The organism is Hydrocarboniphaga sp. (assembly GCF_028291725.1).
GTDB lineage: Bacteria > Pseudomonadota > Gammaproteobacteria > Nevskiales > Nevskiaceae > Hydrocarboniphaga.
In genome coordinates, this window is sequence record NZ_JAQGNT010000039.1 from 43,498 (window position 1) to 61,799 (window position 18,302).

Here is an 18,302-nt window from a genome sequence, read left to right on the forward strand (position 1 = left end):
ACCCCGGCAGATGAGGCCGTTGCGACATCTGCGCCTGCTGATCCGCCACTCGTACGGCCGCATCCCGCTGTCGCTGAGAGTGGCGCTGCTGGTGTCGCCGGTGATCGTCATCAGCCAGTACCTGACGATCCGCTTCCTGTGGGAAACGCGGCCGGTATCGGTGCTGCAGTCGAGCACCGACTTCGGCCCGCCGAGGCCGACTCCGAGCTTCATGGCGCAGCCCGGTTTCCGCATCGCGCCACGTGATAATCCCAGCGAGCACGGCCCGCCGGCGCCCTGGGAGACGCCGCCGCTGATGGCGCACGAAACCCTGGGCCAGAAGCTGACTTTCGCGGTACACAACTGGATCGTGCCCTGGCAGCACCTGATCTCGATCTTCTGCATCACCGCCGCGATCGTCTGGATCACCTGCTGGTGGGTGATGCGGCCCTTGCAGCGGCTGTCGCGCGCGGCCGAGGCGCTCGGCCGCGACGTCGGCGGCGAACCGCTGGCCGAACGCGGGCCGCCGGAAGTGCGGCGCGCGGCCAACGCGTTCAACCGCATGCAGGACCGGCTGCTGCGCTTCCTGCACGGCCGCAGCGATGCGTTGCTGGCGATGTCGCATGACCTGAAGACGCCGATCACGCGCCTGCAGCTGCGCCTGGCGCTGCTGCCGGAACATCTGCAGGCGCCGATCGCCGACGACATCGGCACCTTGCAGAAGCGCGTCGAAGAAGCCCTGACCTTCATGCGCGGCGTGCACAGCGGCGAGCCGATGCAGGACGTCGACATCAATGCGCTGGCCGCGATCATCGTCGAGCGTCTGCAGGACACCGGCGCCGACGTCACGCTCAACGGCACCGCGCGCAAGCTGCATTGCCGGCCTGGCCAGTTCGAGCGCGCGATCGCCAACGTGCTCGAAAACGCGGTGCGCTACGGCGGTAGCGCGCAGCTCGACATGATCGACCGCAGCGATTCGCTGACCTTGCGCGTGCGCGATCATGGCCCCGGCATTCCGGAGGCCTTGTTGCCGCGTGTTACCGAACCTTTCTTCCGCGTCGAATCCTCGCGCAACCGCGACAGCGGCGGCACCGGCCTGGGCCTGGCGATCACCAAGGATCTGGTGGAATCGATGGGCGGCCGTCTCGATCTGCGCAATCTCGACAGCGGCGGCCTCGAAGTCGCCATCACGCTGCCGCGCCAGCCGCGCTGAGCGTAAGGCGTAGTCGTAGTTCGTAGGTTGGGGTGAGCGCAGCGAACCCCAACATCAGCGCGGACGAAATGTTGGGGCTCGCTGCGCTCACCCCAACCTACCTCGGCCAAGCCCGCAAGCCGTCGCAAAAGTCTCAAGTGTTAAGCCCCGCTTTACATTGGTTACCCGGGGTTGCAATGCCGCAACCCTGATCAACGCAGCTCTCACCTATCGTGCCGGCAACGCGCCGACGCCGCATCCATGGCGCGCTTCCTTCCTTTTCACGAGAGTCCGCCATGCCTGTATCGAAGCCGCGCCTGCGCCGCGCTGCGCTGTTCGCCGTTCCCCTGCTGACCCTCGGTTTAGCCGCCTGCGGTGGCGGCGGCGGCAGTGACGACAGCATCGACATGCCCATCGCATTCACGGTCATCGGACAGGCCGACTTCACCGGCTACCTGTCGAACCGCGGCAGCAGCGTCAACGCGCTGGGCTTCGCGCAGCAGTTCGGCGGCATCGCCACCAACGGCACGATGTTCTATGTCGCCGACTACAGCAATCACCGCATTCTCGGCTGGAACAGCATTCCAGCCAGCAGCACCACCGCGCCGGATTTCGTGATCGGTCAGACCGATTTCACCAGCGGCTCGTCCGGCACCTCGGCGACCCAGCTGGCGCTGCCGAGCAGCGTGTCGATCACCGACACCCACCTGGTCGTCGCCGACTCCGGCAACAACCGCGTGTTGATCTGGAACACGTTGCCGACCGCCAACACACCGCCCAACGTGGTCCTCGGCCAAGCCAGTTTCACCACCGGCGATACCGGCACCAGCGCCAGCGCCTTGAACACACCGGTGTCGGCGATGATCGCCAACAATCGGCTGTTCGTCGCCGACCAGTTCAACAACCGCGTGCTGATCTGGAACACGCTGCCGACGGTTTCCGGCACCGCTGCCGACGTGGTACTCGGCCAGCCCGCGTTCGGCCCCGACTACGTCGCCATCGGCGCCGAGGAAGAAGGCCTGAACAACCCGGGCAGCCTGTGGACCGACGGCCTGCGCCTGCTGGTCGCCGACAGCGGCAACAACCGCGTGATGTACTGGTCGTCCGTGCCCCGCACCAACGGCACCGCCGCGACCTACGAGATCGGCCAGACCGATTTCTCGCGCACCAGCGCCGGCGTCGGCCAGGCCGCGCTGCGCACGCCTTACGGCGTGACCTCGGACGGCACCAGCATCTATGTCGCCGACGCCTACAACAACCGCGTGCTGAAGTTCGACTCCTTCCCGATCGCCAACGGCTCTTCGGCGGTCGAGGTCTACGGCCAGAACACCTACAGCGCCAACACACCGGACGACGACGATCAGGACGGCACCAAGGACGATAACCCCTCCGATCGCACGCTCAGCCTGCCTACCGGCGTGACCGTCTACAACGGCGTGCTCTACGTGAGCGACACCAGCAATCACCGCGTGCTGTATTTCACGGACTGATCGCCAGCGCTGCGCCACCGACGCCCCACCTGCGCGTCCCGCATTCTTCGCACAGCGAGTCTGATCCCATGAGGTTTTCTTTTACACGGGCGGTGGCTGCAGTCACCGCCCTCGCCGGAGCCTGCGCGCTGTGTGCCTGCTCGGCTACGGTCGGCGACGGCACCAAGCCGACCCGGCTGTATCTCGGCCTCACCGGCGAGGAAGCGGCGGCGGACATGTCCGAGTGCACCAATGTGCAGATGAACGCGTATGTGGTGTTCACCAATGGCAGCAAGGAGAGCACCGGTACCTACGACACGCGCGTTGCCTGGGTGTCGCAGAACCCGTCCATCGTATTCGTCAGCGACGGCGTCACCGCCAGCCCCGAAGGCACGGTGTATCCCGCCGGCACCTTGGTCGCGCTGCGCCCCGGCGCCGCGACGATTTCGGCTACCTACCTGAGCCTGCACGCGTCGATCACGGTCGACGTCAGCGAGCTTGCGGACCTGCGTATCGACAACGCGCTGACCGACATCGGCGAGGATCTGACGCAGGCGTTCAAGCTGGAAGCGGTGGTCACCGAGGGCCAGCCCGAGCAGGACATCACCACCACCGGTATCTGGCGTTTCGATCCGGCGACCTCGCATGCCTACGTCGACTCCGGCACCGGCCTGGTGCACGCCAACTCGACCACCGGCAGCGACAATCTGCGGCTGGTGGCGCGCCTGCCGAACTGTGATCGCGAAGTGTCGACCAGCTTCCGCATCACGCCGGTCACATCGCTGGCGATCGACTACTTCGAGCGCGGCGACGCGAGCGCCCTGCCCGAAGGTTTCTCCGAGGCATTCACCGTCAACGCCGGCTTCGCCGATACCGCGGCGCCGCTGCAGAACGTGACCACGCAGACCACGATTTCGTCGATCGACAGCGACTATATCGACGCGGTCCTCGGCGACGATGCCTGGTACGTGACGGCCGGCCAATACGTCGGCAACGCTGCGATCACGCTGAAGCTGACGACGCTGGATCTGTTGCTGACGACCAAGACCTGGCAGATCCAGAACACCGAGCTGACCAGCCTGGTGGCGAGCCCCGACGATCTGGAGATCACGTATCCGGCTACCGGCCAGATCAATGTCAGCGGCACCTTCGACAACGGCCTGGTGATGCCGATCACGCGTCATGTCTCGTTTGCAAGTAGCGATTCGACGCTGGGCACCATCGGCGCCACCAACGACACCGCCGGTGAAGTCACCACGACCGACACCGATGGTGATTTCGAAGTCACCGCTTCCTTCACTGTCGATGACGAAGTTCTCGACGACACCGTCACGGTTCACTCCTTCGCCCATGTCGATTGAATCTGCAATTGAAACGCCAATTGAATCGCCAATTGAATCGGCGCTTCGCGCTTCGCCCGTGTCGCGCTCCTTGCCGCTGCTGTTGATCGCCGCCTGCGTGGCGCTGAGCGGCTGCGAGGCGAAGATCACCGTCGATCTCGCGGCCGCCAAATACGGCGATGCCGACCAGGTCAATCTGATGATCGACGGTGTCGACCTGCTGGACGAAGACGGCAGCAACCACGAGCTGGATTCCAGCATCGACAATCCGGTCAACGTGCTCGATTACACCGACGGCGACACCACCACGCTGATCGACGGCGCCAAGATCGCGCAGGGCCGTTACACCGGCCTGCGCCTGCGTTTCGCCGACAGCGGCTCGGCGCTGGTCACCAGCGACGGCGCCGAGTATCCGATCGATGTCGGCAGCGGCCTGAGCTACGCCGACATGGACGCCGAACTCGGCGACAAGGACAGCACCGAGCGCCTGGTCGTGCTGGAGACCCGCTTCTCGCTGTATCCGTCGACCAGCGTCAGCGGCCACTACACGCTGACGCCGGTGCTGCGCGTGGTCTACACCGATCGCAGCGGCAGCATCGATGGCACCGTCGACGAAGCGCTGGTGCGCTCCAGCGCCTGCCAGCAGAGCCGCACACTCGGCACCGGCGTTGCGGTGTATGCGTTCAGCGGCGCCAACGTGACGCCGCAGGACTACGTGCAGAACCAGGGCAGCAGCCCGGTCGCGTCGGCCGACGTGGTCGTGTCTTCGGACTCGACAACTTTCAGCTACAGCTTCCCGGCGCTGACCGCAGGCGACTACACGCTCGCGGTGACCTGCAATGCCGACAGCGAGAATCCGACCACCAACGATGGCCTGACGTTCCTGGCCACGGCATCCGTGGTGCTGGGGGAAGGCGAGTCGGAGACGGTGACGCTGGCGGAGTGAGCACGGGCCCCTTGTAGGAGCGTGTAGGTTGGGGTGAGCGCAGCGAACCCCAACAGGGTTCCGCGCCGATGTTGGGGTTCGCTGCGCTCACCCCAACCTACTGCTTGAAAATCTCTTCCGCCATGCGATCCGCCAACCCGCCGGTCGGCCGATGCTCGCCGTCCGAGCGCTGGAAGATCCGCGTCAAGGTCGTGCCGATCTGCTGCAGGTGCGCATCGACGGTGTTCCAGTCGTAGTGCTCGCCTTCGTAATAGATGTCGATGATGCCGCCAGCGTTGATCACATAGTCCGGCGCATAGAGCACACCGCGCTCCAGCAGCACATGGTCGTGACGCGGCTCGGCCAATTGATTGTTCGCAGCGCCGGCGATCACCCGCGCCTGCAATAGCGGAATTGTGCGGTCGTTCAGCACCGCGCCCAGCGCGCAAGGCGAGAACACGTCGACATCCAGGCCATAGATCTCGGACATCGCGACCGGCCGGGCACCATAAGCGGCGACGCAGCGATCGATCGACGGCTGGTAGGCGTCGGTGACCCACAGCTCCGCGCCGGCGGCATGCAGATGCCCGGCGAGCCGGAAGCCGACATTGCCGACGCCCTGGATCGCCACGCGCAGGCCGCGCAGATCGTCGCGACCGAGCTTGTGGCGCACCGCCGCGCGCAGGCCGTAGAACACCCCGAGCGCGGTCGCCGGCGAGGGATCACCGGTGCGCCCTGCGGCCGTCGCCTTCGCATCGGCGAGGCCGCCGACATGCTGGGTAAACTCGGCCATCAGGTGGATATCGTCGACATTGGTGCCGGAATCCTCGGCCACCACGTACTGGCCGCCGAGCTTGTCGACGAAGCGGCCCATCGCCGCGATCATCAAGGGCGTCTTGGCGGTGCGCGGGTCGCCGATGATCACGCTCTTGCCACCACCCTGGCGCAAGCCGGCCAGCGCCGCCTTGTAGGTCATGCCGCGCGACAGCCGCAGCACGTCGGTCAGCGCGTCGTCGTCGCTGGCGTAGGGGAACATGCGGCAGCCGCCCAGGCCCTGGCCCAGAGCCGTGTTGTGGACCGCGATGATCGCCCTCAGGCCGCTGTCGCGGTCGTGGTGAAACGCCACGATCTCGTGGGCGTCGAATTCCGGATGAACGAAAACAGACATAAGAACCTCGGCTTGAGCGCGCCCGCGGCGCCCCGATACGGCCTAGTTTAGCGGCCAGTCCGGCCCCGGCCCTGAGGACAATCCGGCCGCGTCGGCCTTGATCTGCGACAATTCTTGCTTACGCTTACCCACTCCAAGCCAAGCTGAACCCCACCGCGGCCGGGCATCGTCCCGCCGCCTGCCTCAGGCCGACCGCGAACTCATGACCCTTCACGCTGCGCTGTTCCACCAGACGGTCTACCGCTACGACCGCCTGGTCACGCTGTCTCCGCAGATCATCCGGCTGCGCCCGGCGCCGCATTCGCGCACCCGCGTGTTGAGCTATTCGCTGCGCATCGAGCCCGAGCCGCATTTCCTCAACTGGCAGCAGGACACGTATTCCAACTGGCTGGCGCGCGTGGTGTTCCCGGACGCGGTCAGCGAATTCAAGGTCACCGTCGACCTGGTCGCCGACATGGCGGTCTACAACCCCTTCGACTTCTTCGTCGAGCCCGACGCCGAAGAGTTTCCGTTCTCCTACGGACATGTGCTGAAAAAGGAGCTGGAACCCTATCTGCGCCTGGACGATCTGACGCCCAAGTTCAAGGCCTTCGTTGACTCGATCGATCTGACGCCGCTGCGCACGGTGGACTTCATCGTCGGCCTGAACGCGCGCGTTCAGCAGGCGGTGAAGTACCTGATCCGCATGGAACCCGGCGTGCAGACACCGGAAGAGACGCTGGATATCGGCTCCGGCTCCTGCCGCGATTCGGCCTGGCTGCTGGTGCAGACTTTCCGCAACCTCGGTCTGGCCGCGCGCTTCTGCTCCGGCTATCTGGTGCAATTGACGCCGGACGTGAAGTCGCTGGACGGCCCCAGCGGCACCGAAGTCGATTTCACCGACCTGCATGCCTGGTGCGAAGTCTACTTGCCGGGCGCCGGCTGGATCGGCCTGGACCCGACGTCGGGCCTGCTGACCGGCGAAGGCCATATCCCGCTGTGCGCGACGCCGGAGCCGGGCAGCGCGGCGCCGATCTCGGGCTCGATGAGCTTCGTGCGCAAGGACGAGGAAGACGAGTTAGAGACCGAGTTCGGGCACGAGATGAAGGTCACGCGCCTGCACGAATCGGCGCGCGTGACCAAGCCCTACACCGAGGACCAATGGGCCGCGATCGACGCGCTCGGTCACCAGGTCGACCAGCAGATCGTCGCCGGCGATCTGCGCCTGACCATGGGCGGCGAACCGACCTTCATCTCGATCGACGACCGCCAGGGCGCCGAATGGAACACGGCCGCGGTCGGGCCGATGAAGCAGGGCCTGGCGAACGCGCTGATCAAACGGCTGCGCGAGCGCTTCGCGCCGAACGGCCTGCTGACTTACGGCCAGGGCAAGTGGTATCCGGGCGAGCAGCTGCCGCGCTGGGCCTACGCGCTGTACTGGCGCGGCGACGGCAGGCCGATCGTGCGCAGCGATCTCTCCGAAGGCACGTCCAAGGCGACGCCGCTGCTGGCGCGCGAACTGATCCGCGGCCTCGCACGCCGGCTTGAAATCGATCCCGACAATGCGCTACCAGCCTACGAGGACGCGTTCTACTACCTGCACCGCGAAGGCCGCCTGCCGGACAACGTCGCCACCGACGACAACAAGATCAAGGACCCGGAAGAACGCGCGCGCATCGCCAAGACTTTTTCGCGCGGCCTGGATCAGCCCAAGGGCTATGTGCTGCCGGTGCAGCGCTGGCAGTCGCGGGCCTGGATCAGCGAGCGCTGGACTTTCCGCGGCGGCCGCATGTACCTGATCCCCGGCGACAGCCCCGTGGGCTTCCGTCTGCCGCTGGAAGCGTTGCCGTGGATACCGGCCGCGCAGTATCCGCACATCATTCCGTACGATCCGATGCGCCAGGTCGATCCGCTGGAGGACGCCGACATCCGCCGTCAGCCGTTCCTGCAGGCGCCGCTCACCGAGCAGGAACAGCGCCGCCGCGAGCGCCAGCAGAAACTGATCGCCGAACGCGACCAGCCCGAGCCGTCCAGGCGCGGTGCCTACCTGCAGGGCGGCAACGTGCGCACCGCGCTGACGGTGGAACCGCGTGACGGTTACCTGTGTGTATTCATGCCGCCGACTTCGGGCGTCGAGGACTACATCGAGATCATCACCGCGGTGGAGGACGTCGCTGCCGAACTCGACGCGCCGGTGCGTATCGAAGGCTATTCGCCACCGACCGATTCGCGCATCAACGTGCTCAAGGTCACGCCCGATCCGGGCGTGATCGAAGTGAATATCCATCCGGCGCACAGCTGGGCCGAGCTGCGCGAGATCACACTGACGGTCTACGAGGAAGCGCGCCTGGCGCGTCTGGCGACCGAAAAGTTCCTGATCGACGGCCGCGCGGTCGGCAGCGGCGGCGGCAACCATTTCGTCGTCGGCGGCGCGACGCCGGCAGATTCGCCGTTCCTGCGCCGGCCCGATCTGCTGGGCTCGCTGGTGCGCTACTGGCAGAACCATCCGGCGCTGAGCTATTTCTTCAGCGGCCTGTTCATCGGCAGCACCTCGCAGCATCCGCGTATCGACGAGGCCCAGGACAACATCCTGTACGAACTCGAGATCGCGCTACAGCAGCTGCCGCCGCCGGGGCAGCAGGTGCCGCTGTGGCTGATCGACCGCATCATGCGCAACCTGCTGGTCGACGTCACCGGTAACACGCATCGCACCGAAATCTCGATCGACAAACTCTATTCGCCGGACGGCCCGACCGGCCGCCTCGGCCTGGTCGAATTCCGCGCTTTCGAAATGCCGCCGCATCCGCGCATGAGCCTGACTCAGCAGCTGATGCTGCGCGCGCTGATCGCCTGGTTCTGGAACAAACCTTACGAGCGGCCGCTGGTGCGCTGGGGCACGCGCCTGCACGACCAGTTCATGCTGCCGCATTACTGCTGGCAGGATCTGAAGGAAGTGCTGGGCGATCTGCGCGGTGCCGGCTTCGCCTTCAAGGACGAATGGTTTCTGCCGCACTACGAGTTCCGTTTTCCGCTGCACGGCGTGCTGCAGCACGAGGGCGTCGAACTGGAGCTGCGCCACGCGCTCGAACCCTGGCCGGTGCTCGGCGAAGAGGCCTCGGTCGGCGGCACTTCGCGCTATGTCGACTCGTCGCTGGAACGCATGCAGATCAAAGCCAAGGGCCTGACGCCGGGCCGACATTTCATCACCGTCGGCGGACGCCGCCTGCCGCTGCGCGAGACTGGCGTGCGCGACGAGTTCGTCGCCGGCCTGCGTTATCGCGCCTGGCAACCGGCAGCCGCGCTGCATCCGACCATCGGCGTGCATACGCCGCTGGTTTTCGATCTGTACGACGACTGGAACAAGCGTGCGATCGCCGGCTGCACTTATCACGTGATGCATCCGGCCGGCCGCAGCTACGAGACCTTCCCGGTCAACAGCTACGAGGCCGAGGCACGGCGGCTGTCGCGCTTCGCGCCTTACGGCCACACGCCGGCAAACTACTGGCCGGCCGCGGAGACGCCCAACCCGGATTACCCATGCACCTTGGATCTGCGTAGACGCCGCTAGATTTCAGGAATGGGGTTTGGTTTTTTCGTCAGCGATGATTCATCGAAAACGCCGTAGCTTCCATCGCTCGATTCAACCAACAAGGGAGAGCCGTCATGGACGTGATCCGCATTATTTTTTCGATCCTGCTACCACCACTGGGAGTATTTCTGCAGGTCGGCATCGGCGCGCAGTTCTGGATCAACATCCTGCTGACGCTGCTCGGTTACATCCCCGGCGTAATCCACGCGATCTACATCATCCTGACGCGCGATTAGCTGTACTGGCAACAACAAAAAGGCCGCAGAATGCGGCCTTTTTGTTGGGCTCGGTTTTCCGTAGGTCGGCAATCCTTTGCCGAACTACGGTGTCTACATGTGAATCACAAAACCCGCATGCGACTCGTGATTGATCGTCACGTCGACGCGATAATCGCCCGCCTGCAGCGCGACTGCACCATCGAACTGCCCGGCGTTCTCTGCGCGATGCTGCGGCGCCAGCACCAGTTCGCTGAGCGAGTAGATGGGCTGGGCCCGAGGTGCGTGCAGCGGATGGAATTCGACGGCAACGTCGGCGTCCCGAACCGCGCGGCCATCACACGTCAGCTCGACGCTGACTCTATGCAGGGCCTTGCGTGAAGACTTTACCGGCTGCTCGGCAATGGCGAGCTTCACGGTATACGGCGTGTGGTTGGCACCGGCGTCGTCGGTGCGCGCTTCAAGGCTGAATTCGCTGAGCGGGGCATGCAGCATGCTGTTCATCTGTTTGACTCCGATTCGTCTTGCACGAGTACTTACCAACATGTTGTCGGCTTCATTGCCGCATAACTTGAATCCACGACTGACGGCAGCGTCAGCACCGACAGGTGGAACGCTGCATTGCAGCAGCCGTAGGTCGGCAATCCCTTGCCGACGTGTGCTCCCCAATGACTTGAGCACGTCGGCAAGGGATTGCCGACCTACGAAAGCACTTCGACCGTATCGCCGACTGTCATCCGGCCGCGGCCGCGCGCAATCACGTTCATGCCGAAGATAACTCCCTGCACGCCTTTCACACCGCGACGATAGTTCGCCAGGGTGCGCAGCGGTTCGCCGCGCGGATCGAGCGCGCCGGTTTCTGGAATCACGGTAGTGAAGCCACAACGCACGCAAGGCTTCAACAGCTCGAATTCGATCTTGCCGACCCGCATGCGCTTCCAACCGTCCTCGGCGTGCGCGGGCACTCCGTCGATGACCAGGTTCGGACGAAAGCGCAGCATCGATACCGGTTGATGCAGCTTGGCATTCAGTGCGGCCAGCGAGCCCTGCGAAATCAGCAGCAACGGATACGCGTCGGCAAAACTGACTTCGTCGCCGGGCTGCGCATACTCGGGATCGACAGGCCGCGCGGCGGACGCGTCCATGTAGACCAGCTTGCAATCGGCGCGCAGGAAACGCGACACCCAGGTGTGGGCCTCGTCGGACGCGAGCGCGGCATCGACGAGGCTGCGCCAGACCGTGACCTCGATCCGTTCCGCCGACGCGCGCGGCGGAGCAACCAGCAGATCCGGTAGGCCCGGTGCGCGCAGCAGCAGACCGCGCGGCGTCGGTTCGGCGCGTATCAGCACCAGCCGGGGTTGCTCGCGGCCGGTGATAAAGCGCCTGCCGGCGTCGACGATCATCCAGCGGCGATCGTGAGCCAGCCCGCGCGTCTCGACCTCGATCTGGGTCGGCGCCAACGCCGCGCAGGACTTCAGCGGATAGATGTGCAGTGCGGTGAGCCGGATCGACATGAGCCCAGTTTATTCCCTCCCCGCTTGCGGGGGAGGCTTAGGGCGTAGGTTGGGGTGAGCGCAGCGAACCCCAACATTCATCCGCGCCGATGTTGGGGTTCGCTGCGCTCACCCCAACCTACACGCTGACTGCTAGGCCAGTGCACCATGGCAGTTCTTGAACTTCTTGCCGGAGCCGCAGGGGCAAGGATCGTTGCGACCGACTTTCTGCTGCTCGCGGACGAAGGTTTCGGGGCGCGGAACCGGCGGCGGCGGCGGGGCCAGGGTGCGCGGAGCGGCGACTGCTTCGGGCTCGGCCGCCGCATCCTCGACGCTCGGCGGTGCGTCCGCGTGCTGGAACTGCAGCGGACGCGCTTCCTGCTGGCGGCGCTGCTCTTCCATCGCCGCGACTTCGGCTTCGGTCTGCATCTGCACCCGCGACAGCATCGAGATCACCTCATGCTTGAAGCGCGACAGCATGTCGTTGAACATCGTGAAGGCTTCGCGCTTGTATTCCTGCTTCGGGTCTTTCTGTGCGTAACCGCGCAGGTGGATGCCCTGGCGCAGGTAGTCCATCGACGCCAGGTGCTCGCGCCAGAAGTTGTCGAGCACCTGCAGCGACACGGCTTTCTCGAAATGCTCCAGCGCGTTCGCGCCGATCCTTTCCTTCTTGTCGGCGTAAGCCTTGGCAAGTTCGTCTTCGATGCGCCGGCGCAGGCCTTTTTCGTCGAGATCCTTCTCGTTTTCCAGCCAGTCCTTGATCGGCAGCGACAGCGAGAAGTCCTTGCGCAGACCTTCTTCAAGCCCGGCGATGTTCCACATATCCTCGACCGAAGCGGGCGGGATATGCACGTCGATCACCGCCTCGACGACGTCGCCGCGGATGTCGTCGATCATCGGCGTGACGCGCTCGGCGCCCATCAGCTCGTCGCGCAATTCGTAGACCGCCTTGCGCTGGTCGTTGGCGACGTTGTCGTATTCGAGCAGGTTCTTGCGGATGTCGAAGTTGTGCGCCTCGACCTTGCGCTGTGCGGTTTCGATCGCGCGCGTGACCCAGCGATGTTCGATCGCCTCGCCCTTCTCCATGCCCATGCTCTTCAGCATCGTGCGCATGCGCACCGGCGTGAAGATGCGCATCAGGCTGTCGTCGAGCGACAGGTAGAAGCGCGTCGCGCCCGGATCGCCCTGGCGGCCGGAGCGGCCACGCAGCTGGTTGTCGATGCGGCGTGACTCGTGACGCTCGGAGCCGATCACCAGCAGGCCGCCGGACTTCAGCACCTCGTCATGCCGCTGCTGCCACTCGGCCTTGGCGGCTTCGCGTGCCGCGGTATCCTCGGCCGGAATCGCATGCAGCGTCGCTTCCAGCGAACCGCCGAGCACGATGTCGGTGCCGCGGCCGGCCATGTTGGTGGCGATGGTCACGCCGCCGCGGCGGCCCGCCTGCGCGACGATGTCGGCTTCACGCTCATGCTGCTTGGCGTTCAGCACTTCGTGAACGATGTTCTCTTTCTTGAGCAAGCCCGACAGCAACTCGGAAGTCTCGATGCTGGCGGTGCCGACCAGCACTGGCTGACCCTTGGCGTGCGCTTCCTTGATGTCGTGAATCACCGCGTCGAATTTTTCCTCCGCGGTCATGAACACCTGGTCGCCGCGATCGATACGGATCATCGGCCGGTTGGTCGGAATCACGACCACTTCCAGGTTGTAGATGTTCTGGAATTCGTAGGCCTCGGTGTCGGCGGTGCCGGTCATGCCCGAGAGCTTTTCGTACAGACGGAAATAGTTCTGGAAGGTGATCGACGCCAGCGTCTGGTTCTCCTGCTGGATCGTCACGCCTTCCTTGGCCTCGATCGCCTGGTGCAGGCCGTCACTCCAGCGGCGGCCGGCCATCATGCGGCCGGTGAACTCGTCGATGATGATGATCTGGCCGCCGCGGACGATGTACTCGACGTCGCGGCGATACAGGTTGTGCGCGCGCAGCAGCGCGTTCAGATGATGCATCAGGATGATGTTGGCGGCGTCGTACAGGCTGTCGTCTTCGCCGAGCAGGCCGGCGGCACGCATCGCGTTCTCGACGCTTTCGTGGCCATCTTCGGACAGATGCACCTGCTTGGATTTTTCGTCCGCCCAGAAATCGCCCGCGCCTTCTTCTTCCTGCTGCCGCCGCAGCTTCGGGATGAAGGCGTTGATCTTGCGATACAGATCGGGGTCGTCGTCGGTGGGCCCGGAAATGATCAGCGGCGTGCGCGCCTCATCGATCAGGATCGAGTCGACTTCGTCGATGATCGCGTAGTGCTGGCCGCGCTGAACCTTGTCGCCGCGCGAGAACGCCATGTTGTCGCGCAGGTAGTCGAAGCCGAGTTCGTTGTTGGTGGCGTAGGTGATGTCGGCGGCGTAGGACGCGCGCTTTTCCGCATTGCTCTGGCCCGGCACGACGACGCCGACGCTCATGCCAAGGAAGCGGAAGATGCGGCCCATCCACTCGGAGTCACGGCGCGCCAGGTAGTCGTTGACGGTGACGACGTGCACGCCCTTGCCGGTCAAGGCATTCAGATAGGCCGGCAAGGTTGCCATCAGGGTTTTGCCTTCACCGGTGCGCATTTCGGCGATCTTGCCGTCGTTGAGCACCGCGCCGCCGATCAGCTGCACGTCGAAATGGCGCATGCCCATCACGCGCTTGCCGGCCTCGCGCACGGTGGCGAAAGCCTCGGCCCGGATTGCGCCCAGCGACTCGCCCTTGGCAAGGCGCTCACGCAGGCGATCGGTCTGCGCCGCCAGATCCTCGTCGCTGAGCGCGGCGATCTTCGCCTCCAGCGCAGCCACCGACTTCACCACCGACTGCAAGCCGCTGATGATGCGTTGATTCCGGCTCCCGAAAACGCGAGCAAGCCAGGTATTCAGCATAGGGTTTCTAAGGTCCGTGTGGCCGCGGCTAGCGCAGCGAGAATGCTTGAGCCGGACCCCGATCGACGAGGGCCCGGACGCTCCAGCCGCTTATTATGCACTGGCTATGGGGACGCTCGCGCCGTCGTTCAAGGGTGGCGGAGCTGCCCGGCTTGCTTCTGGTTCCGCGTAGCCCGGGTGCAACCCGGGTTTCACCCGGGCTACGCTCGCAGGGCTCGGATCAGCGCGCCGCTTCGATATAACGTTCCGGATTGACGACGCGGCCGTTGAGCAGCACTTCAAAGTGCACGTGCGGACCGGTAGAACGGCCGGTGTTGCCGATGCGGGCGATGGTCTGCCCCTTGATCACGCGGTCGCCAAGCTTCACCGCCAAGCTCGAATTATGGCCGTAGCGCGTGACATAACCATTGCCGTGATTGATCTCGACCAGCTTGCCATAGCCTTCGTGCTCGCGGTCGCCGGCATCGGTGACGATACCGGCCGCCACCGCCATGACTTCGGAGCCGACCGGGCCGGCGAAGTCCATGCCTTCGTGCATCGCCATGCGGCCGTTGAACGGGTCGCTGCGATAGCCGAACAGCGACGATATATAGCCGTTCTCGATCGGCCAGCCCGAGGGCCGCACCTGTTTCTGCAGACGGCCGGCCAGCAGCAGGTCCTCGAGCACACGCATCTGGCGCTCGCGATCCGACAGCTTGCGTTCGAACGCATCCAGCGACATCAGCACCGGGTCGCCGGCGAGGTTTTCACTTGCTGCGACCGGCACATCCGGGCCACCGACCGGCGGCGGCGCGCTAAAGTCGAATTCACCGGCTTCCAGGCCGGCGATTTCAGTGAGCCGCTGGCCGGCGGCGTCGAGCCGCATGATGTGGGATTGCAACTGCGCGATGCGGCGCGAGAACGCCTGGGTATTTTCTTCGGCGGACTCACGGGTCTTGGCCAGCTCGGCACGCTGCGCCTGCACTTCCTTGGACCAGGCACCGATCAGCTTCTCGGGCATCACCGAGGCTTCGCCGCGGCTGACGTAGCCAATCAGGAAAGACACCGAGCACACGCCTAACACGCCCATGGCGAGCGGCAGCCATGCGAGGATGTTCCCCGGTGCGAGCTTTACGCGCCAGGTCCGGCCTCGCGTATGGCTGACGACGATAATATCCATTAAACGCTTTGATCCTTATGCAAAACGATGTCCCGCCCCTACTCAATCAACTGCGAACGCAAGCGACCCCTCTGCGTGATCTGATCAATCACGCCGAGCGGATCTCCGCTCTCGACCAGGCATTGCGGCAATGGAGCTCCGAGCCCTGGTTTCAGGCCATCCGGCTCGCCAATATCCGCGGCGACACCGTTGTCCTGTTCGCCACTAATGCGGCGGCTCTGGTTCCCTTGCGTTATCGCCAGCAGGCTTTATTGAATTATCTGCGTGAACACCTTCGGATTCCATGTGCACGTCTGGAAACGAAAGTCAAGCCAGCCGTTCACAAATGATTCACGGCGGGTTAAGGGAATATACGTTTTGCCTTAGACACTAGGCAATAGGCTCAGGCCCGCAAAGACCCTGATATTGACCAGCGGTAGCTATTCCCGGAGTCGGGAGCCGATTCGTGTCAAACCACTAAACAATGCTGCAAAGGTGCAGCATTCGGCACTATGCGTGGGCCAGTGCGCCCCGCACATACGCGATCGGCGGCGCGGCGCGATCGCTGTCGAAGCTGACGTATTCCCAGGCGGCTGCGTCCGCCAGTACCGCACGCAACAGCTTGTTGTTGAGCGCGTGGCCGGACTTGTAGGCAGTGTAGGCGCCGATCAGGCTGTGGCCGCACAAATACAGATCGCCCACCGCGTCGAGAATCTTGTGGCGGACGAATTCGTCCTCGAAACGCAGGCCTTCCTGGTTCATCACGCGGTACTCGTCGAGCGCGACGACGTTGTCGAGACTCGCACCCAGGCCCAGGTTGTGAGCGCGCAGCTGGTCGAGTTCGCGCATGAAGCCGAAGGTGCGGGCACGCGACACTTCGCGCACATACGAGGTGCTGGAGAAATCGACGACGGCGCTCTGGCGCGCGGTCTTGAACACCGGATGCTTGAACTCGATCGAGAAGCTCAGGCGGAAGCCGTCGAACGGCTCGAAGCGTGCGAACTTGTCGTCTTCCTGCACCTGCACCGGCTGTTTGATGCGGATGAAACGCTTGGCCGCGTCCTGCTCGTGAATGCCGGCCGACTGGATCAGGTAGACGAACGGGCTGGAGCTGCCGTCCATGATCGGCACCTCCGGCGAAGACAACTCGATCACGCAGTTGTCGATGCCCATACCCGCCAGTGCCGACATCAGGTGCTCGACCGTGGCGACGCGCACCTCGCCCATGACCAGGGTGCTCGACAGCGTGGTTTCGCGGATCAGGTCGGCGCGGGCCGGGACTTCTACCGGTGGCGACAGATCGATGCGGCGGAACAGGATGCCGGTGTCCGGCCCTGCCGGCAGCATCGACATATAGACTTTCTGCCCGGAATGCAGGCCGATGCCGGTGGCTCGGACCGCCTTCTGCAGGGTGCGTTGCTTGACCATTCTTTTCATGCTTCCCAACCAGGCGGAAGGCACACGAGATGGAGCTACGGGCACGACCGATAAGGGTTTTTGTAGCCGGACAGCCTAACATAGGCCCGTAGGTTGGGGTGAGCGCAGCGAACCCCAACATTTGCGACGGTGGTCGTTGGGGTTCGCTGCGCTCACCCCAACCTACCCCCAACCGACGATGCGGCCTAATCCGCCTGCTGACGCAGGAAGGTCGGGATGTCGAGCAGATCTTCGTTGAGCTCGAGCGCGTGCATATACGACGGCATTGGCTTGGCCGCCGCGGCCGCGCCGCCGGACGAAACCGAGGGCTCGGCGCGAGTGCGCTGCGGTACGCCAGTCAGGGTCGGCACCATGCTCTCAGGCCGCACGAAAGGCGAGACTTTCGGCGATGCGTGCATAACCGGCTGCACATGGGCTGCCGGACGCATCGCCAAACCGGTCGCGACCACCGTCACGCGCAGCTCGTCGCCCATGGACGCGTCGATCGACACGCCGAACTTCATGTCGGCGTCGTCGCTGCCGATCTTGCTGACGCGCTCGTTGACCAGCTGCAGTTCCTTGCGGGTCAGCGAGCCGCCATGGGTCAGCGTCACCAGGATGCCGCGCGCGCCGTTGAGCTCGATGTCATCGAGCAGCGGGCAGGCCAGCGCGGCCTCGACGGCACGTTCGGCGCGGCCTTCGCCGCTGGCCGAACCCAGGCCCATCATCGCCATGCCGCGATTGCTCATCACGGTCTGCACGTCGGCGAAGTCGACGTTGATTTCGCCCGGGTTGGTGATCAGGCCGCTGATGCCCTGGACCGCGTTCATCAGCACTTCGTCGGCCTTCTTGTGGCACTCGGTGACGGTCATGTCTTCCGGCATCACCAGCTGCAGCTTCTCGTTCGGAATCACGATCAGCGAGTCGACGTGCTTCTGCAGCTCCTCGATGCCGCGGCGCGCCACTTCCATGCGCTTGCCGGACTCGAAGCTGTAGGGTTTGGTCACGACCGCGACGGTCAGAATGCCCATCTCCTTGGCGATCTCGGCGATCACCGGCGCCGCGCCGGTGCCGGTGCCGCCGCCCATGCCGGCGCACAGGAACAGCAGGTCCGTACCCTCCAGCAGTTCGCGGATGATGTCCTTGCTCTCGAGCGCCGCGGCGCGGCCTTTCTCGGGGTTGGAGCCGGCGCCCAGGCCGCGGGTCAGGCTGGCGCCGAGCTGGACGATGTTCGTCGTCCGGCATTTCTCGAGATGCTTGCGGTCGGTGTTCGCGGCGAACAGCTCGATGCCGTCGATCTTCGCGTCGACCATCTCGTTAACCGAGTTGCAGCCGCCGCCGCCGACGCCAATGACGCGAATCACCGCATCCATCGGCTGGCCGTCAACGATCTCGTACAGCTCGTTCATTCTTCCTGCCATGGTGAACCTCCATCGCTCTGCAACAAATCCCTAAAAAAGACCTACGCAGGCTGTGATGATTTCTCGGCTTTTAT

At 64.6% G+C, this 18,302-nt stretch carries 14 protein-coding genes; 7 read left to right on the forward strand and 7 right to left on the reverse strand.

The genetic code is table 11. The features are described 5' to 3' along the window. Positions 1–10 precede the first annotated feature (10 nt). The 4 genes from JWQ90_RS10190 (at position 11) to JWQ90_RS10205 (ending at position 4,926) form a co-directional block, all read left to right on the forward strand. Positions 11–1,192, forward strand: a complete 1,182-nt coding sequence (locus JWQ90_RS10190) for a HAMP domain-containing sensor histidine kinase (protein WP_299693057.1) — start codon at positions 11–13, stop codon at positions 1,190–1,192. Positions 1,193–1,467: 275 nt separating this feature from the next. Continuing rightward, positions 1,468–2,661 (forward strand): NHL repeat-containing protein, encoded by a 1,194-nt coding sequence (locus JWQ90_RS10195; RefSeq protein WP_299693060.1) that lies wholly within the window; start codon positions 1,468–1,470, stop codon positions 2,659–2,661. A 68-nt stretch (positions 2,662–2,729) separates the two neighbouring features. Further along, positions 2,730–4,001, forward strand: a complete 1,272-nt coding sequence (locus JWQ90_RS10200) for a hypothetical protein (RefSeq protein ID WP_299693063.1) — start codon at positions 2,730–2,732, stop codon at positions 3,999–4,001. A gap of 58 nt (positions 4,002–4,059) precedes the next feature. Continuing rightward, positions 4,060–4,926 (forward strand): DUF4382 domain-containing protein, encoded by an 867-nt coding sequence (locus JWQ90_RS10205; RefSeq protein ID WP_299693066.1) that lies wholly within the window; start codon positions 4,060–4,062, stop codon positions 4,924–4,926. Positions 4,927–5,023: 97 nt separating this feature from the next. Here the strand turns inward: JWQ90_RS10205 and JWQ90_RS10210 are convergent, their stop codons facing one another. Continuing rightward, entirely contained in the window at positions 5,024–6,073 is a 1,050-nt protein-coding gene (locus JWQ90_RS10210; RefSeq protein ID WP_299693069.1) for a Glu/Leu/Phe/Val dehydrogenase dimerization domain-containing protein, read from the reverse strand. A gap of 202 nt (positions 6,074–6,275) precedes the next feature. On the opposite strand from JWQ90_RS10210, the gene JWQ90_RS10215 reads away from it, so the two are divergent. Both JWQ90_RS10215 and JWQ90_RS10220 read left to right on the forward strand, forming a co-directional pair. Continuing rightward, positions 6,276–9,620 carry a DUF2126 domain-containing protein gene (locus tag JWQ90_RS10215; RefSeq protein WP_299693072.1) on the forward strand — a complete coding sequence of 1,115 codons (3,345 nt, stop codon included), beginning with the start codon at positions 6,276–6,278 and terminating at the stop codon, positions 9,618–9,620. 95 nt (positions 9,621–9,715) lie between these two features. Next, the gene (locus JWQ90_RS10220) at positions 9,716–9,877 is read left to right on the forward strand and encodes a YqaE/Pmp3 family membrane protein (RefSeq protein WP_299693075.1); all 162 of its coding nucleotides are present in this window, start codon (positions 9,716–9,718) and stop codon (positions 9,875–9,877) included. A gap of 93 nt (positions 9,878–9,970) precedes the next feature. Here JWQ90_RS10220 and JWQ90_RS10225 read toward each other — a convergent pair whose 3' ends face one another. The 4 genes from JWQ90_RS10225 to JWQ90_RS10240 form a co-directional block, all read right to left on the reverse strand. Next, positions 9,971–10,360, reverse strand: coding sequence for a hypothetical protein (locus tag JWQ90_RS10225; RefSeq protein WP_299693078.1), 390 nt, complete (start codon positions 10,358–10,360; stop codon positions 9,971–9,973). 197 nt (positions 10,361–10,557) lie between these two features. Beyond that, positions 10,558–11,370, reverse strand: a complete 813-nt coding sequence (locus tag JWQ90_RS10230) for an MOSC N-terminal beta barrel domain-containing protein (RefSeq protein WP_299693081.1) — start codon at positions 11,368–11,370, stop codon at positions 10,558–10,560. Positions 11,371–11,502: 132 nt separating this feature from the next. Next, complete coding sequence (secA, locus tag JWQ90_RS10235; protein ID WP_299693083.1) at positions 11,503–14,253, reverse strand: preprotein translocase subunit SecA; 2,751 nt, start codon at positions 14,251–14,253, stop codon at positions 11,503–11,505. A 220-nt stretch (positions 14,254–14,473) separates the two neighbouring features. Continuing rightward, entirely contained in the window at positions 14,474–15,412 is a 939-nt protein-coding gene (locus JWQ90_RS10240; protein ID WP_299693085.1) for a M23 family metallopeptidase, read from the reverse strand. Positions 15,413–15,429: 17 nt separating this feature from the next. Here JWQ90_RS10240 and JWQ90_RS10245 point away from each other — a divergent pair, with 17 nt between their 5' ends. Continuing rightward, a complete protein-coding gene (locus tag JWQ90_RS10245) occupies positions 15,430–15,741 on the forward strand; it encodes a hypothetical protein (protein ID WP_299693089.1) in 312 nt (103 codons plus the stop codon). Between the two features lie 160 nt (positions 15,742–15,901). Here JWQ90_RS10245 and lpxC read toward each other — a convergent pair whose 3' ends face one another. Both lpxC and ftsZ read right to left on the reverse strand, forming a co-directional pair. After that, the gene (gene lpxC / locus JWQ90_RS10250; RefSeq protein WP_299693091.1) at positions 15,902–16,819 is read right to left on the reverse strand and encodes a UDP-3-O-acyl-N-acetylglucosamine deacetylase; all 918 of its coding nucleotides are present in this window, start codon (positions 16,817–16,819) and stop codon (positions 15,902–15,904) included. Positions 16,820–17,013: 194 nt separating this feature from the next. Beyond that, a complete protein-coding gene (gene ftsZ / locus JWQ90_RS10255) occupies positions 17,014–18,228 on the reverse strand; it encodes a cell division protein FtsZ (RefSeq protein ID WP_299693094.1) in 1,215 nt (404 codons plus the stop codon). Positions 18,229–18,302 lie beyond the last annotated feature (74 nt).

Coding starts and splice junctions, on each gene's coding strand:
- JWQ90_RS10190 (WP_299693057.1), top strand. CDS start 11: ATGAGGCCGTTGCGACATCTGCGCCTGCTGATCCGCCACTCGTACGGC.
- JWQ90_RS10195 (WP_299693060.1), top strand. CDS start 1,468: ATGCCTGTATCGAAGCCGCGCCTGCGCCGCGCTGCGCTGTTCGCCGTT.
- JWQ90_RS10200 (WP_299693063.1), top strand. CDS start 2,730: ATGAGGTTTTCTTTTACACGGGCGGTGGCTGCAGTCACCGCCCTCGCC.
- JWQ90_RS10210 (WP_299693069.1), bottom strand. CDS start 6,073: ATGTCTGTTTTCGTTCATCCGGAATTCGACGCCCACGAGATCGTGGCG.
- JWQ90_RS10215 (WP_299693072.1), top strand. CDS start 6,276: ATGACCCTTCACGCTGCGCTGTTCCACCAGACGGTCTACCGCTACGAC.
- JWQ90_RS10220 (WP_299693075.1), top strand. CDS start 9,716: ATGGACGTGATCCGCATTATTTTTTCGATCCTGCTACCACCACTGGGA.
- JWQ90_RS10225 (WP_299693078.1), bottom strand. CDS start 10,360: ATGAACAGCATGCTGCATGCCCCGCTCAGCGAATTCAGCCTTGAAGCG.
- JWQ90_RS10230 (WP_299693081.1), bottom strand. CDS start 11,370: ATGTCGATCCGGCTCACCGCACTGCACATCTATCCGCTGAAGTCCTGC.
- secA (WP_299693083.1), bottom strand. CDS start 14,253: ATGCTGAATACCTGGCTTGCTCGCGTTTTCGGGAGCCGGAATCAACGC.
- JWQ90_RS10240 (WP_299693085.1), bottom strand. CDS start 15,412: ATGGATATTATCGTCGTCAGCCATACGCGAGGCCGGACCTGGCGCGTA.
- JWQ90_RS10245 (WP_299693089.1), top strand. CDS start 15,430: ATGCAAAACGATGTCCCGCCCCTACTCAATCAACTGCGAACGCAAGCG.
- lpxC (WP_299693091.1), bottom strand. CDS start 16,819: ATGGTCAAGCAACGCACCCTGCAGAAGGCGGTCCGAGCCACCGGCATC.
- ftsZ (WP_299693094.1), bottom strand. CDS start 18,228: ATGGCAGGAAGAATGAACGAGCTGTACGAGATCGTTGACGGCCAGCCG.